Annotated in this window: 12 protein-coding genes; 6 read left to right on the top strand and 6 right to left on the bottom strand. The window is 69.9% G+C overall.

From position 1 onward, the window contains the following. Positions 1-114: 114 nt before the first annotated feature. The 3 genes from DEU38_RS20820 to DEU38_RS20810 all read right to left on the bottom strand — a co-directional run bounded on the left by DEU38_RS20820 (position 115) and on the right by DEU38_RS20810 (position 2,641). Complete coding sequence (locus DEU38_RS20820) at positions 115-420, bottom strand: DUF6802 family protein (protein ID WP_114723311.1); 306 nt, start codon at positions 418-420, stop codon at positions 115-117. Positions 421-512: 92 nt separating this feature from the next. Next, positions 513-1,913 (bottom strand): hypothetical protein, encoded by a 1,401-nt coding sequence (locus DEU38_RS20815; RefSeq protein WP_114723310.1) that lies wholly within the window; start codon positions 1,911-1,913, stop codon positions 513-515. Next, a complete protein-coding gene (locus tag DEU38_RS20810) occupies positions 1,910-2,641 on the bottom strand; it encodes a hypothetical protein (RefSeq protein WP_147283555.1) in 732 nt (243 codons plus the stop codon). The genes DEU38_RS20815 and DEU38_RS20810 overlap by 4 nt, the downstream gene beginning before the upstream one ends. Positions 2,642-2,803: 162 nt before the next feature. Here DEU38_RS20810 and trmB point away from each other — a divergent pair, with 162 nt between their 5' ends. The 3 genes from trmB to DEU38_RS20795 are packed head-to-tail and all read left to right on the top strand — an operon-like array spanning position 2,804 to position 6,998. Then, a complete protein-coding gene (gene trmB, locus DEU38_RS20805) occupies positions 2,804-3,595 on the top strand; it encodes a tRNA (guanosine(46)-N7)-methyltransferase TrmB (RefSeq protein WP_114723366.1) in 792 nt (263 codons plus the stop codon). Beyond that, entirely contained in the window at positions 3,595-4,272 is a 678-nt protein-coding gene (locus tag DEU38_RS20800) for an NYN domain-containing protein (protein ID WP_114723308.1), read from the top strand. The genes trmB and DEU38_RS20800 overlap by 1 nt, the downstream gene beginning before the upstream one ends. An 11-nt stretch (positions 4,273-4,283) precedes the next feature. Then, the gene (locus DEU38_RS20795) at positions 4,284-6,998 is read left to right on the top strand and encodes an MMPL family transporter (protein WP_114723307.1); all 2,715 of its coding nucleotides are present in this window, start codon (positions 4,284-4,286) and stop codon (positions 6,996-6,998) included. A gap of 3 nt (positions 6,999-7,001) precedes the next feature. Here DEU38_RS20795 and DEU38_RS20790 read toward each other — a convergent pair whose 3' ends face one another. Further along, a complete protein-coding gene (locus DEU38_RS20790) occupies positions 7,002-7,682 on the bottom strand; it encodes a DUF1707 domain-containing protein (protein ID WP_114723306.1) in 681 nt (226 codons plus the stop codon). 17 nt (positions 7,683-7,699) lie between these two features. Continuing rightward, positions 7,700-8,890: an AI-2E family transporter gene (locus DEU38_RS20785; protein ID WP_114723365.1), complete on the bottom strand. Its 1,191-nt coding sequence runs from the start codon at positions 8,888-8,890 to the stop codon at positions 7,700-7,702. A 224-nt stretch (positions 8,891-9,114) separates the two neighbouring features. Between DEU38_RS20785 and DEU38_RS20780 the strand changes: the two genes are divergently transcribed. Then, positions 9,115-10,572 (top strand): adenylate/guanylate cyclase domain-containing protein, encoded by a 1,458-nt coding sequence (locus DEU38_RS20780; RefSeq protein ID WP_114723305.1) that lies wholly within the window; start codon positions 9,115-9,117, stop codon positions 10,570-10,572. A gap of 28 nt (positions 10,573-10,600) precedes the next feature. Then, entirely contained in the window at positions 10,601-11,773 is a 1,173-nt protein-coding gene (locus DEU38_RS20775) for a YbhN family protein (RefSeq protein ID WP_114723304.1), read from the top strand. A 9-nt stretch (positions 11,774-11,782) separates the two neighbouring features. Here the strand turns inward: DEU38_RS20775 and DEU38_RS20770 are convergent, their stop codons facing one another. Next, positions 11,783-12,466 (bottom strand): FadR/GntR family transcriptional regulator, encoded by a 684-nt coding sequence (locus DEU38_RS20770; RefSeq protein ID WP_114723303.1) that lies wholly within the window; start codon positions 12,464-12,466, stop codon positions 11,783-11,785. A gap of 165 nt (positions 12,467-12,631) precedes the next feature. Here DEU38_RS20770 and DEU38_RS20765 point away from each other — a divergent pair, with 165 nt between their 5' ends. Further along, positions 12,632-14,344 carry a 2-isopropylmalate synthase gene (locus DEU38_RS20765; protein ID WP_114723302.1) on the top strand — a complete coding sequence of 571 codons (1,713 nt, stop codon included), beginning with the start codon at positions 12,632-12,634 and terminating at the stop codon, positions 14,342-14,344. The last annotated feature ends 33 nt before the right edge of the window (positions 14,345-14,377 follow it).

The following is a 14,377-nucleotide window of genomic DNA, read 5'->3' as shown; positions in this document are numbered from 1 at the left end:
TATAGAGGTTAACGCCGCGCGTCCAGGTTGGGGGAACCGGGTGTCGTCGGTTCGGTCACAGGAACGATTCAGACGACGACGGGATCCTGCCGCGGCAGCGGACCTGCGCGTTCGCTACGCGCCGAGGGTCCCCTCGTCGGTGCGTTCCCACCGCTCCCCGCCGTCGGCGTCCCGATGGAATTCCCAGGACGAGTAGTCGCCGTGGCCGCCGACGATGGTCAGGTTGTCGGCGTCGCCGTCGCCGTCCAGGTCGCTCGCGACGATCATCGCGTCGTCGACCTCGAAGGTCTGGGTGTCGAGGATGCCGTCGCCGTCGATGTCGTGCGCAGGCCCGGTCAGGTGCACCGCACCCGAGTCGGCCCCGAACGAGTCGAGATCGACGTCCGGCAGGTTTCCCGTCACATCGTCGGTCGTGATCATGATGCCTCCCGCTGGTCGTGCCACTACAACTGTGGCTACGACGTTGGACGCGCCGCCGCTCCACTCGGTTCCACCGCGTTCGTCGGCGTTCCTCAGTGCCCCGCGAGCCCCGAGAACCCCTCGAGCACCCGCAGGAGGACGGCGTGGTCCCGCTCGCAGGACGCGAGCCGGCCGCTGCGTTCCGTCGCGAGACGCCGGGCCTCGACATCGAGGGCGGCCAACTCCTCGTCGACGGTGACGGTGGCGGCGCGACTGTCCGCGACGATGCGGGCACCCACCGCGGCCTCGGTCTCGAGGATCCGCCCCAACACGCGCTGCTCCAGCTCGGCCCGCAGCTGCACGGTCGTGTCCGACGCCCACTGCCGCAGGTGTGCCCGGTCCGCGACCAGGCGGCGGGACCGCGCCAGCCACCAGGCCGCGGCGCCGCCGAGCATGAGAGCGATCGGGATGGTCGCGATGTCGAGCGCCGGCACCATCGAGATCGGCGCCACCGCGAGACGTCCCAGGCCCACACCGGCCGATGCGCCGACGACGACCATCATCCCGTCCTCGACACCGCGGTGCCGCGGCTCCGGCCCCGACGGCGCGGCCGCCGGTCGACCCGCGTCCGCAGGCGGGACATCGGACACCCCGGCCCGACGGACCAACTCGCCGAGGTGCCGCTCGACCGCGGCGTCGAGCTCGGCGGTGGCCGCGGCGGCCAGGTAGCCCATCCGTTCCGGGAAGGCCTGCAGTTCGCGGCGTCCCGCACGATCGATCTCGGTCCGCGCCGTCGCCGACACCGCCCGGACCCGACCGCCGGCCTCGTGCAACAGGTCGACGCGGGCGCGCTGGACGTCGGCGCGCAGCCGGCCGAGCCGCTCGGCCCGGCCCCCGTCCCGTTCCATCGCGAGCCGGGTCCTGCGCGAACGCAGCGCGGCGGCGGCCTCGTCGCTGCCGTCACGCAGGGCCCGCGCGGTGCCGGTGATCTGTCGACACGTGCGTTCCACCAGCGAGACGGCTCCGCGGCGCGCGTTGCGCTGGGCCGTGGTGTCCGGGTCCTCGGCGAGCGCCTCGCGCACCGCCACGGTCAGGAGATCCGGCGAGGACAGGACCCGGACGTCGGCGAATCTGATCGAGTGCGCCCGCAGCAGCGCCTCGTCCCGCTCCCGCACCGAGTCCCGGTCCGGATGCTCGCCGGCGCCGGTCGACACGAAGACGACGCGTTCGACGTCGTGCGCGGCCGCGTCGAGCGCGGCGAGCTCGTCCCGCCCCAGGACCGAAGCCACGTCGAGCACCATCACCACGACGCCGGCGCCGTCCGGTGCGTCGATCGTCGGCTCGAACGGTGCAAGGACGTCGAGGACCGGTCTCGGGTCGATCCCGCGCACCGCGACCACGTGCACGGATCGCGCCCCGGTCCGCGCATCCTCCCGCCATCCCCGCAGTCCGTCCGGGTTCCACCGCTCGACGATCCGCTGTGCGTCGGGTGGAAACCCGCCGACCTCGGTCACCGGACGGCCTCGCGGACGCGGGCCCGCCGGAGCACCGACTCGACCCGTCGTCGATTCGCCGGGCCGTCGGGCAGCGACCGGGCGGCCCGCGCCGCCGCGTGGACGGCCTCGTCGCTGCGCAGGTACTGCTCGACGGCGTCCCGGTGCGGCCCGCGGGCCGCGGCCTCGGCGAGCGCGCGCAGCAGCGTCCGGGTCCGCGCGGCCTGCGCGCTGCGGACGCAGTCGGCGACGGCGGACACCACGTCGTCGACTCCGACGGAAGTGTCCGGGTCCGGGCCCGCCACCATCGGCACGGTCGGTACCCCGGTCTCGGCGGTGCACTCGATCGCCGTCCGCACCGCCACCGCCCAGGACCCGAGCATGTCGGCCTTGCCGAGGATCGCGACCGTGACATCGCGTGGCGCGCGCCTCAGTGCCTCGACGTCGGGCGTGCGCGGAGCACCGGCGAGCAGGTAGACGACGACGTCGCCGTCGAAGTCGGGGTCGGCCGATCCGGGGGCGTCGACGGCCGTCGACTCGGCCACGTCCGTGAACCCGGACCGCTCGAGCAGGCCGACGGTGGTGGTGCGTCCGGCACCGGCACGGCCGACGACCTGGATCCGAATCGGTTCCCGGTAGTCGTCCAGGGCACGCAGTGGCGCGCCGCCGACACCCGCGGCGAACCGGCCGAGCTGCGCCAGTTCCGCTGTCGTCGCGGCCCTGTGCTCCACGACAGTTCCGTTCCCCACCGTTACCTCCCCCACCCGACCCACTCCCCTGCCCGGGACCTCCGCCGCCGAGAATACCGCCGACTACCAGGGAGAACGCCTGGATTTCGGGGTATCCCCGCCACCGAACCAGACCAAAGTGTCCATATTATCTGCAGACCGAGTCGGCCCGTGATCGTGGACATACGTGACAATGGTCGGGTGAACGACGCCCATCAGGATGCACCCGAGATCCCGCACGACGACATCGACAACTCTGCTGCCGACTCCGCTGCGGAGGAAACGACCGGTGAGTCGCGGGGGTCGCGCCTGTACCCGCGGGTGACGAGCTTCCGGTCCCGGCGCGGTTCGCTGACGGACCCGCAGCAGGGCGCGTGGGATCGGATGTGGCCGACGATCGGCGCCGAGGTGGGCGACGAGCTGCTCGACACCACCGCCTGGTTCGGCCGCGAGGCACCGCTGATCATCGAGATCGGTTCCGGGACCGGCACCGCGACGGCCGCGATGGCCAAGGCGGAGCCGCACGTGAACCTCATCGCGGTGGAGGTTTACCGGCCGGGTCTGGCGCAGTTGCTGCAGACGGTCGAGCGCGAGGAGATCCCGAACGTCCGGGTGCTGCGCGGCGACGCCGTCGAGGTGCTCGAGAACATGGTCGCGCCCGAGTCGCTGACCGGCGTCCGTGTCTTCTTCCCGGATCCGTGGCCCAAAGCCCGCCACCACAAGCGTCGGCTGCTGCAGGCGCCCACGTTCGCGCTGATCGCGAGCCGCTTGAAGCCGGGCGGAGTGCTGCACGTCGCGACTGATCACGCCGAGTACGCCGAGGCGATCGCCGAGGCCGGAAACGCGGAGCCGCTCCTCACCGAACTCGATTGGGAGTCGCCGATGACGCACGAGCGACCGGTCACGAAGTTCGAGGACAAGGCGCACAAGGTCGGAAGCGCCATTACAGAACTCATCTGGGGGAAGATCAAGTAATGAGTCTCAGCACGCCGGGCACGGCTACCAATTCCCCTGAGGGCGACGGCCGCGACATCCGTCACAAGCGGGTGCTTCTCGTCTGGGACGCCCCGAATCTCGACATGGGCCTGGGCGCGATCCTCGGCGGTCGCCCGACGGCCGCGTACCGGCCGCGGTTCGACGCGCTGGGCCGTTGGTTGCTCTCCCGCACCGCCGAGCTTTCCGCCACCGAAACTGCCGTACTCGAGCCCGAGGCGACGGTCTTCACGAACATCGCCCCTGGTAGCGCGGATGTTGTCCGCCCCTGGGTGGAGGCCTTGCGTAATGTGGGCTTCGCGGTGTTCGCCAAGCCGAAGGTGGAGGAGGACAGCGACGTCGATGCCGACATGCTCCACCACATCGAGCTCCGCCGTGGTGAGGGTCTGGCCGGTGTCATGGTCGCTTCCGCCGACGGACAGGCCTTCCGTGAGCCGTTGGAGGACATCGCAGCAACCGGCGTGCCGGTGCAGGTTCTCGGGTTCCGTGAGCACGCCAGCTGGGCGGTCTCGTCCGACATCCTGGACTTCGTCGATCTCGAGGACATTCCGGGTGTCTTCCGTGAGCCTCTGCCACGGGTCAGCCTGGAATCCCTGCCCGACGAGGGCGCCTGGTTGCAGCCGTTCCGCCCGCTTTCCGCCCTGCTTGTCGGGCGCTGAGGAGTCCATACGTGTTTGCTCGCTGGGGAGATCTGGTCTACCGAGCCCGTTTCACCGTCATCGCAGTGATGGTGGCCGGACTGTTGGCGCTGGGCGCCTACGGTTCCGGTCTCGGTGACCACCTCAGTCAGAGCGGCTGGGACGACCCCGGCTCGGAGTCCGTGGCGGCGGCCAAGCTCGCCGACGGGACCTTCGGCCGGGACACCAACGGTGACGTCGTGGCGATGTACACCGCCCCCGAGGGAAAGACGGTCGACGACCCGGAGTTCACTGCGAAGGTCACCGACAGCCTGCAGCGACTGGTGCAGGAGCATCCCGACGAGGTCGCGAAGTTCAACGGCAGCTACTTCACGTTGCCGAACACGCCGCGGCTGCCGGCTCTGGCCACCGAGGACCGCTCCCATGCGATCGTCAGTGTCGCGCTGAAGGGCGACAACGACACCGCGATCACCAACAACTTTCGTGAGGTGCGGGACGCCTTCGACATCGACGGGGTCGAGGTCCAGCTTGCCGGCATGCAGCCGGTCGCGAGCGCCATCAACGACACGATGGCCAACGACCTCAAACGCATGGAGCTCATCGCAATCCCGGCGGTCGGGGTGCTGCTGTTCTTCGTGTTCGGTGGCGTCATCGCCGCTGCCCTGCCACTGATAGTCGGTGGTCTGACGATCCTCAGCGCCAACGGCATCGTGCGGGTGTTCACGCACTTCGCCGAGATCAACGTGTTCGTCGCGTCGGTGGTCTCACTGATCGGGTTGGGTCTGGCGATCGACTACGGCCTGTTCATCGTCAGCCGTTTCCGCGAGGAACTCGGCGACGGGCGCAACACCAAGGACGCGGTGCGCCGCACTGTGATGACCGCGGGCCGCACCGTGCTGTTCTCCGCGACGATGATCGCGGTCAGCCTCGGCGGTCTGATCCTGTTCCCGCAGGGCTTCCTCAAGTCCGTCGCGTACGGCGCGATCGCGACGGTGCTGTTGGCGGCGTTCACCTCGGTCACGGTGCTGCCCGCGATCCTGAGCATCCTGGGCCGGCGGATCGACAAGTTCGGCCTCAAGCGGTTCGGCCAGATCAAGTCGACCGAGGAGATCGAGTCCAGCATCTGGGGCCGCCTCACTCGCTGGGTGATGCGCAACCCGATCAAGGTCACGATCCCCATCGTGGTCGGGTTGCTGCTCATGATCATCCCGCTGACGGGCATCAAGTTCGGTGGCATCAACGAGGACTACCTCCCGACGAACAACCCGACGCGGATGGCGCAGGAACAGTTCGACGAACTGTTCCCCGGTAACCGCACCGAACCGGTGAAACTGGTCATCGAGGGCGCCGACGGCACCCAGGTGGGCCAGATCCTCAAGACCGCGAGCGGGGCGCCCGGCCTGGTCGAGAAGTTCTCGATCACCGGCCCCGCGAAGGACGGCGTCCAGGTCCTCAAGGCCGGTCTGGTCGACCGCAACGACTCCGCCCCCACCATCGACTATCTGCGCGCGATGGACATCCCGGACGGCGTGGACGTCCTCGTCGGCGGCACCCCGGCGATCGAGCAGGACAGCATCAGTGCGCTGCTCGACAACCTGCCGCTCATGATCGTCACGGTCCTGACCCTCACGACGCTGCTGATGTTCCTGGCATTCGGCTCGCTGGTGCTGCCCATCAAGGCCGTGCTGATGAGCGCGCTCGGCCTCGGCGCGACGCTCGGCATCCTCACCTGGATCTTCATCGACGGCCACGGCTCGGGTCTGCTGAACTTCACGCCCGGACCGATCACGTCCCCGGTCCTGGTGCTGATCGTCGCGATCATCTACGGCCTGTCCATCGACTACGAGGTGTTCCTGCTCTCCCGCATGGTCGAGGCCAGATCGCAGGGCGCCAGCACCACCGAGGCCATCCGGATCGGCACCGCGCACACCGGCCGGATCATCACCGCGGCCGCACTGATCCTGATCGTCGTCACCGGCGCGTTCGGATTCTCCGAGCTGGTGATGATGAAGTACATCGCATACGGCATGATCTCGGCGCTCGTCATCGACGCGACCCTGATCCGCATGTTCCTGGTGCCGGCGGTGATGAAGCTGCTCGGCGACGACTGCTGGTGGGCGCCTGCCTGGATGAAGCGCATCCAGGAGAAGGTCGGGCTCGGCGAACCGATCCTCGACAGCGAGCTCCCGGGTGACGTTCCCGAGCTGACGGCGACGGATGCACCGGCCGCTGCGCCCAACCCCGAGCAGGTCCTCGCTGTGGCTCCGGCCGGCGCGACTCGTGACTCCGACCCCCTGACGCAGCCGATCCCCCGGATCCCGACGACCCCGCGGGCCCGTGCGGCCACGCCGCGTCGCGGCGCTACGCGACCCGAACCGTCCGAGCAGCCGCAGCAACCGACCGCGCCGCCGACCCCGGAACCGGTCGCGACCGCCCCTGCCCCGAAGCCCGAGAGACGTCCGCGGCCGTCCACCTCGGACGACGACGGAGAGGTCGCGTGGCTGGCCGCGCTGCGGGCACCGAACACCGGTGTCATGCCGGTCGTGAAGCCTGCCGCCGCCGAACCCGCACCCGCCCCGGAGCCCCGGCCGGCGCCGGCACCCGAGCCGGTCCCGGCACCAGAGCCCGCGGCTCGGCACGGCGCAAACGACGATCTGTCCGACACCGACACCGGGCGCCATCGTCGCGGTGACGGTGTCGCGGTGAGCGTCAGCGAGCTGCTCGCCCGCCACCGCGACGACGACTGACCGTCAGCTGCCGAGCATCTTGCGCAGCGCCGTGCCGTACGGATGGCGCGCGGTGATCGACCCGAACCGGATCCGACCCCGCACCACGAGGTGCAGCGGCCCGTAGGGCGGGCCGGTCCGGACCTTGTTCGACACCGAGCCCGCGACGGCGTCGACCCCGTTGAGGTCGACGGTCGCCTCGGTCGGAACGACCAGCGTCACCGACCCGCAGTAGTCGTCGACGGTCAGATGCACCACCTGTGTCTGCATGACGGCCTCGGTGAAGTCGAGGGTCGAGGTGCCCATCCGGGAGTCGAGGAACAGGGTCGGCGGGACGTTCCAGCGGCCCTTGCGGGTGATCGTCGACATCCGACTGCGGATGACCAGGGGCTGCTGCGCCGGGTGGCCGGTGGCGTACCCGGTCGGCGGGCCCGCGACCGGGACCGTCGCGGGCGGAGGAACCGGTGCCGCGGGGACCGGCGCCGACGTCGGGTGCTGGCCGGCGAAGTAGGCCGGGTCGATCTGCATTCCGGGCAGATCGACGAGCACCGCGTTCAGCTCACCGCGGGTCTTCGCGGCCAGCGCGGTGTCCATCCGTTCGGTGAACTCGCCGAGCGACAGCATTCCCTGACCCACCGCGCGTTGCAGCAACTCACCGACGTGTTCGCGTTCCGCGTCCGATACCCGCAGATCTCTTGCCTCCATTCCGGCAAGGATAGTTCTCAGTCGCGTGGTGCGGCGGGTCGCCCGAGGTCGCCGTCATCGGGTTCGTCCGGTGTCGCGGGGAACATCGGCACCGACGGGTCGGTGCTGGCGAGGGACTCGTAGGCCTCCTCGGCCTCCTCCTGGTCCTCGGCGCACAGCGAGCGAACTGCCGTGTTCAGGAACGCGACGATCGGAACGGCCAGCAGGCCGCCGACGATGCCCGCGAGCACGATGCCGGTGGTGATCGCGAGGACCACGGCGAGAGGATGCAGGCGCACCGCGCGGCCGAGCAGCAGCGGCTGCAGCACGTGCCCTTCGAGCTGCATGATGCCGATGATGATGCCGAGCACGATCAGGGCGGTGAGCAGGCCCTTGGTCACCAGGGCGACCAGGACGGCGAGGAAGCCGGTGACGAAGGCGCCGACGATCGGGATGAACGCGCCGATGAAGACGAGCGAGGCGAGGGGCAGTGCGAGCGGCACCCCGAGGATCGCGAGCCCTGCGCCGATGCCGATCGCGTCGGCCGCGGCCACGGCCACCGTCGCCCGGGTGTAGCCGACCAGGGAATTGAATCCCTGCCGCCCGGCCAGTCGGACGCGTCCGCGCTGGCTCCTCGGGATCAGCCGGGTGACGAACTCCCACACCTGGTCGCCGCCGTACAGGAAGAAGATGAGCGTGAACAGGGTGAGGAACGCGCCGGCGAAGATCTCCCCGACGACGGTCGCGGTGGTGAGCGCACCGCTGGTCAGCGCCTCCTGATTGGATTGGATGGCCTTGACGACGTTGTCGCCGGCGTGCCGGATCTGGTCCTCGCTGAAGTGCAGCGGCCCCTCGGTGAGCCAGTCCTGCACCGTGGTGACGCTGGCGGTGAACTGGTCGCTCAGGACGGGCAGTCCCTCGACGAACTGTTCCACGACGAACGCCAGGATCGCGCCGACGACGCCCATCGTGCCGACGACCGCGATGATCACGGCGCCGGAGCGGGGCACACCGCGGCGGTGCATCCAGTCCACGGCGGGCATCAACAGCGCCGACGCGAGCAGCGCGATCGCGACCGGGATGACGACCGCCTCGAGCTTCGAGACGACGAACCCGAGGGCGAGCAGTCCGGCGAACAGCACCAGCAGGCGCCACGTCCACGCTGCGCCGATTCGGACGAGCGGGTGGACGGCGTCCGACACCGGCCGGGCCGGCGCCGTCGTCGGCACCGCGGACGCGTCCGATTCCGCCGGTGGGGCGGCCTCTTCCGGATCCTTGTCGCTCACCGCGCGAGCGTATCGGGAGGACGACCGTCGGTGGCGGCGAAACGACCGTCTGGCGCGGCAACCGTGTGCGCTGCCGGGCCGCGAAGGATGTCCCGCTAAATTATGAGGTCGTGTGGGCTTCGTACCGAGCAGTGGCGCTGACGATTCGCAGTCGTTGGCCTCTCTACATGCTCTCGATGCTCGGGGCGAACCTGATCGGCGCGGTGTTGGTGTTCGCGTTCGTCCGGTACGGCATCCCGATTCCGGAGTCGGCCGACATCATCAACGACCACGTCCGGAACTTCGCCGTATTCAGCACGTACCTCGTCTTCGCCGGCGTCGTGAGTCTGACGGCCGCGGCGATGATGCTGCGGTCGGTGATCCGCTGGCAGCTGCGGGGCGGGCCGCCGACGCGCGGTGAGCAGATGGCCGCGCTGCACGCGCCGCTGCGTCAGGCGATCGTGCATCTGGCGTTGTGGTTCCTCGGCGGCGTGATCTTCGTACTGCTGACCGTCGAGGAGATGCCGGAACTCGCGGTGGCCGTCGTCGTCACGGTCTGCATGGCCGCGACAACGACGTTCGGCTTCACGTACATGCTCGGCGAGCGGATCCTGCGTCCCGTCGCGGCGCAGGCGCTCAGCGAGGGCCAGTTCGACCGGACGATGGCGCCCGGCGTCGGCACCCGGCTGGCGATGACGTGGGGGCTGGGCACACTGATGCCGGTCATCGGCATCATCCTGCTGTGTGTCACCCAGCTGACCACCGATCTCGAGTTCTCGCCGGGAGCACTGGCGTGGGCGATCCTGCTGCTGTCGATCATGACGATCGGCCAGGCGTTCGCATTGTCGATGCTCACCGCCAGTCAGATCTCCGATCCGATCCGGCAGCTGCGCCGCGCGATCGAACGGGTGCAGCGCGGCGAGACGGACGTGCGGGTGGAGGTGTTCGACGGCTCCGAGATCGGTCGCCTGCAGGTCGGCTTCAACCGGATGATGCGCGAGGGCGACGAGCGGAAGCTGCTGCGTGAGCTGTTCGGTCAGCACGTCGGCGAGGACGTCGCCCGGCGAGCGCTGCAGTTCGGTACCGAGCTGGGCGGCGAGACCCGTTTCGTCGCGGTCCTGTTCGTCGACATGGTCGGTTCCACCGGTGCGGCGGCCGAACGTCCGCCGGGCGAGGTCGTCGAGCTGCTCAACGAGTTCTTCCGCGTGATCGTGGACGTCGTGGACCGGCATCACGGGTTCGTCAACAAGTTCATGGGCGACGCGGCGCTCGCGATCTTCGGCGCCCCGCTGGACCGTCCGGACGCGCCGACCGCCGCGCTGGCGGCGGCGCGCGAGCTGCGGTTCGCGCTCAACGAGATCACCGGCCTCGACATCGGCATCGGCGTGTCGGCGGGCCTCGCGGTCGCCGGCAACATCGGCGCGGCCGAGCGGTTCGAGTACACGGTGATCGGCGACCCGGTGAACGAGGCGGCGCGTCTCACCGAGCTGGCGAAGCTGCGTCCGAGCCGGGTCCTGGCCTCGACCAGCGCCCTGTACTTCGCCGACGACGAGGAGCAGGCGCACTGGGAGCTGGGTGATCAGGTGCAGTTGCGGGGCCGTCGCCGCAACACGCATCTGGCGTGGCCGGTGCTGTATCCGGAGTGATGTGAGCAGGCTTGGTTACGCTGGGCTCGTGGCACAGCCGGAGCCCGACCCCCGAGGCGGCGACACGAGTCGGCCGCGCGGTCGCTTCTGGTGGCTCAAGTGGGTGGCCGGTGTCCTGCTGCTGGCGCTGCTGATCGGCGAGGGCATCTATCTGTGGCCGCGGCTGCACGAGTCGTGGCAGGCCCTGTCGGAGATCCATTGGGGCTGGTTGGCGCTGTGTGTCGTCGCGCAGGCGGTGTCGCTGAGTGGCTACGGCCGCGTCCAGAAGCAACTGCTGCGCGCCGGCGGTGTGGCGGTGAGCCAGCGCAAGTCCGTCGCGGTGATCTACGGGTCGACGGCGATGGCGTTGACCCTGCCCGCGGGGCAGGTCTTCTCGACGGCGTTCACGTACAAGGAGACCCGACGCTGGGGTGCCAGTCCGCTGGTCGCGTCGTGGCAGCTCGCGATCTCCGGCGTGATCGCGGCCGCGGGTCTCGCACTGATCGGTGTGTCGGGTGCGCTGCTGGTCGGCGGGTCGGTGAGCCCGTTCACGCTGTTGTTCTCGGTGGCCGGGCTGATCGCGCTGCTGTACGCGGGCCGGTACGTCTCGGCGCATCCCGATTCGATCGGGGCCGCCGCGCGATGGGTGCTGATCCGGGTGAACCGGCTACGCGGCAAGCCCGCCGACACCGGCATGGACGCGGTCCGCACCACGATCGAGCAGCTCGACTCGGTCCAGCTGGGCAAACGTGACGCGGCGCTGACACTGGGCTGGTCGGCGGTCCACCGGGTCGCGGACGTGGTGTGTCTGGGTGCGGCATGCTTCGCGATCGGCGCTGATCCGTTGCTCGCGGGACTGCTGATCGCCTTCGCGGCGGGCAAGGCGGTCGCGACGATTCCGGGCGCGCCGGGCGGCCTGGTCTACGTGGACGCGACGCTGATCGCCGCCCTCACCACCGCGGCGAGCATCAGCGCGTCGCAGGCGGTGGCGGCCGCGTTCGTCTACCGCGGCGTGAGCTTCATCCTCGTCGCGATCGTCGGCTGGATCGTCTTCCTGTTCCTCTTCCGCGATCGGCAGCACGAGGATCCGGGGTTCGACGTCGAACTCGAACAGCGCGACCCGACGGCGTTGCCGGAGCGGCGGGACGTGTCGGATCCGACGTCGTCGATTCGCGATCCGCACATCGAGATGCCACGGCCACCCACAGAAGTAACCGAGTGACCTCGGCCGTCAACCGAGGTCGGCTGCCATCGCCTCGAGGTGCGCGCGGCTGACCCGGACGGCCTGCTCGACGTCGCCGGCGGCGATGGCCTCGACGAGCGCGAGATGCTCGTCGGCGTTCGGTTCGGCGTGCCGATCGCGCAGCCCGAGCAGCGCGATCATGTCGACGAGCGCCTCCGCCAGTCTCGGCGTGAACGTCTCGAACAGCTCCGTCAGCACCGGGTTGTGCGCGGCCAGGACGACCGCGCGGTGGACCTCGATGTCGGCGTCGACGAACTCCCGGTCGGGTGCGTCGGCGGCGGCCGCGCGCAGGTCGAGGGCCCGGCGCATCGCGGCGATGTCGGCGGCGGTGGCGCGGGAGGCCGCGAGCCGGGCGGCCTCCACCTCGATCGCGGTGCGCACCTCGACGACGGCGGCGATCGCCTCGGTCCGCACCACCGCCTCCCAGCCGTCGGCCTCGGGTTCGAGCCGTTCGACGAACACACCGGATCCCTGCTTCGGCCGCAGCATCCCCTGCCCGGCGAGCATCCGCAGCGCCTCGCGGATCGTGGACCGTCCGATGCCGAGTTCGCCGGCAAGGGTGGTCTCGCCGGGAAGTTTCGAACCGATCGCCCACTCCCCCGCCTGCAGCCGGCGTCGTAACTGTTCGGCGGCCTGATCGGCCAGCAGGCTGCGGGTCAGTGGGGCGGTCACCCAAACTCCTCAGGTTGTCAGACAAGTTGTTTTGCTCTAGCTTAGCCTGCATGGCTTATCGCGGACTGCTCCTCGGCTGCCGCGGCGGGGTCTGACCGGACCGGCACCCCGCCGCGGGGTTCCGTCGTGCCGGTCGACCCTTCCGACCCGCACAGGAGTCACGCCATGAACTGGAATCGCCAGCGCCCGTCGTCCATGCCCAGCCACCGCTACCGCCCGTACTCCGAACGGGTTCCGGTGCCGCTGACCGAACGCCACTGGCCCACCGCCCGCACCACCGTCGCACCGCTGTGGGTGCCGGTCGATCTGCGCGACGGCAACCAGGCCCTCGCCGAACCGATGGACCCGGCCCGCAAGCGGCGCTTCTTCGACCTGATGGTCGCCATGGGCTACAAGGAGATCGAGGTCGGCTACCCGTCGGCCAGCCAGACGGACTTCGACTTCGTCCGCGACCTGGCCGAGCAGTCCCTGGTGCCCGACGACGTCACGATCGTCGTGTTCACCGCGGCGCGAACGGATCTCATCGAGCGCACCTTCGAGTCGGTGCGCGGACTGCCGAACGTGGTGCTGCACATGTACACCGCGACGGCGCCGACGTGGCGCGACGTGGTCCTGGGCCACGACCGGGAGGCGCTGCACCGCTTGATCTTCGACGCCGCGCAGGACGTGGCCCGCTGCGGCGAGCGGCAGCCCGGGGTGCGGTTCGAGTTCTCGCCCGAGGTGTTCAACCTGACCGAACCCGATTACGTACTGGAGGTGTGCGACAGCCTGACCGAACTGTGGGACGCCTCCCCCGACCGCCCGGTGATCCACAACCTCCCTGCGACGGTGGAGATCTCGACGCCCAACGTGTACGCCGACCAGATCGAGTACATGCACCGGAACCTGACGCGGCGTGACTCGGTGATCCTGTCGGTACACCCACACAACGACCGCGGCACCGGGGTGGCGTGCGCCGAACTGGCGGTACTGGCCGGCGCACAGCGCGTGGAGGGTTGCCTGTTCGGCAATGGCGAGCGCACCGGCAACGTCGACCTGGTGACGCTTGCCCTCAACCTGCACGCGCAGGGCGTCGACCCGATGATCGACTTCTCGGACATCGATGCCGTCAAGCGAACCGTGGAGCACTGCAACCGAATCGACGTGCACGAGAGGCACCCGTACGGCGGCGATCTGGTGTACACCGCGTTCTCGGGCACCCACCAGGACGCGATCAAGAAGGGATTCGCGCACCACTACGCGTCGGCCGAGGCGGCGGGAATCGATCCGAGCACGGCGCCGTGGGACGTGCCGTATCTGCCGATCGACCCGCGCGACGTGGGTCGCGACTACGAGGCGGTGATCCGCGTGAACAGCCAGTCGGGCAAGGGCGGGATCGCGTATCTGCTGCAGACCGGGTACGGCATCGACCTGCCGCGGCCACTGCAGATCGACTTCGCGAAACGCGTCCAGCGGGCCACCGACGACAGCGGCGCGGAGATCACCGCCGAGCAGTTGTGGGAGTTGCTGCACGCCGAGTACGGCTTCGACGGCCGACTGGGCCAGTGGTCGATCGAGCATCGCGAGGGCGGCGATCACCTGCGGGTGCGGGCCGAGTTCGACGACTCGACCGTGGCCGGCGAGGCCTCGGGCACCGGGCCGGTCGAGGCGCTCACCCGGATCCTGGCCGAGCACGGCCACACCGTGGAGGTGCTCTCGCTCGGGCAGCAGTCGGTGGGCTCGGGCAGCGACAGCCGCGCGGTCACCTACGCCCAGTGCGGCAACGGTGACGGGACCGCGCACTGGGGTGTCGGCTTCGACCAGTCGGTGACGGCGTCCACACTGCAGGCCGTTCTCGCCGCGTCCGCCCGCACCCCCTCCCCCGATTCGCGCACGTAGCGGTACCCGCGCCCTGCCGCGAACACCGATAAG

The sequence above is a fragment of the Rhodococcus sp. AG1013 genome (assembly GCF_003350365.1).
Lineage (GTDB): Bacteria > Actinomycetota > Actinomycetes > Mycobacteriales > Mycobacteriaceae > Prescottella.
The sequence above is the reverse complement of the archived record's forward strand: the minus strand, read 5'-3'. Positions and strand labels throughout refer to the sequence as shown.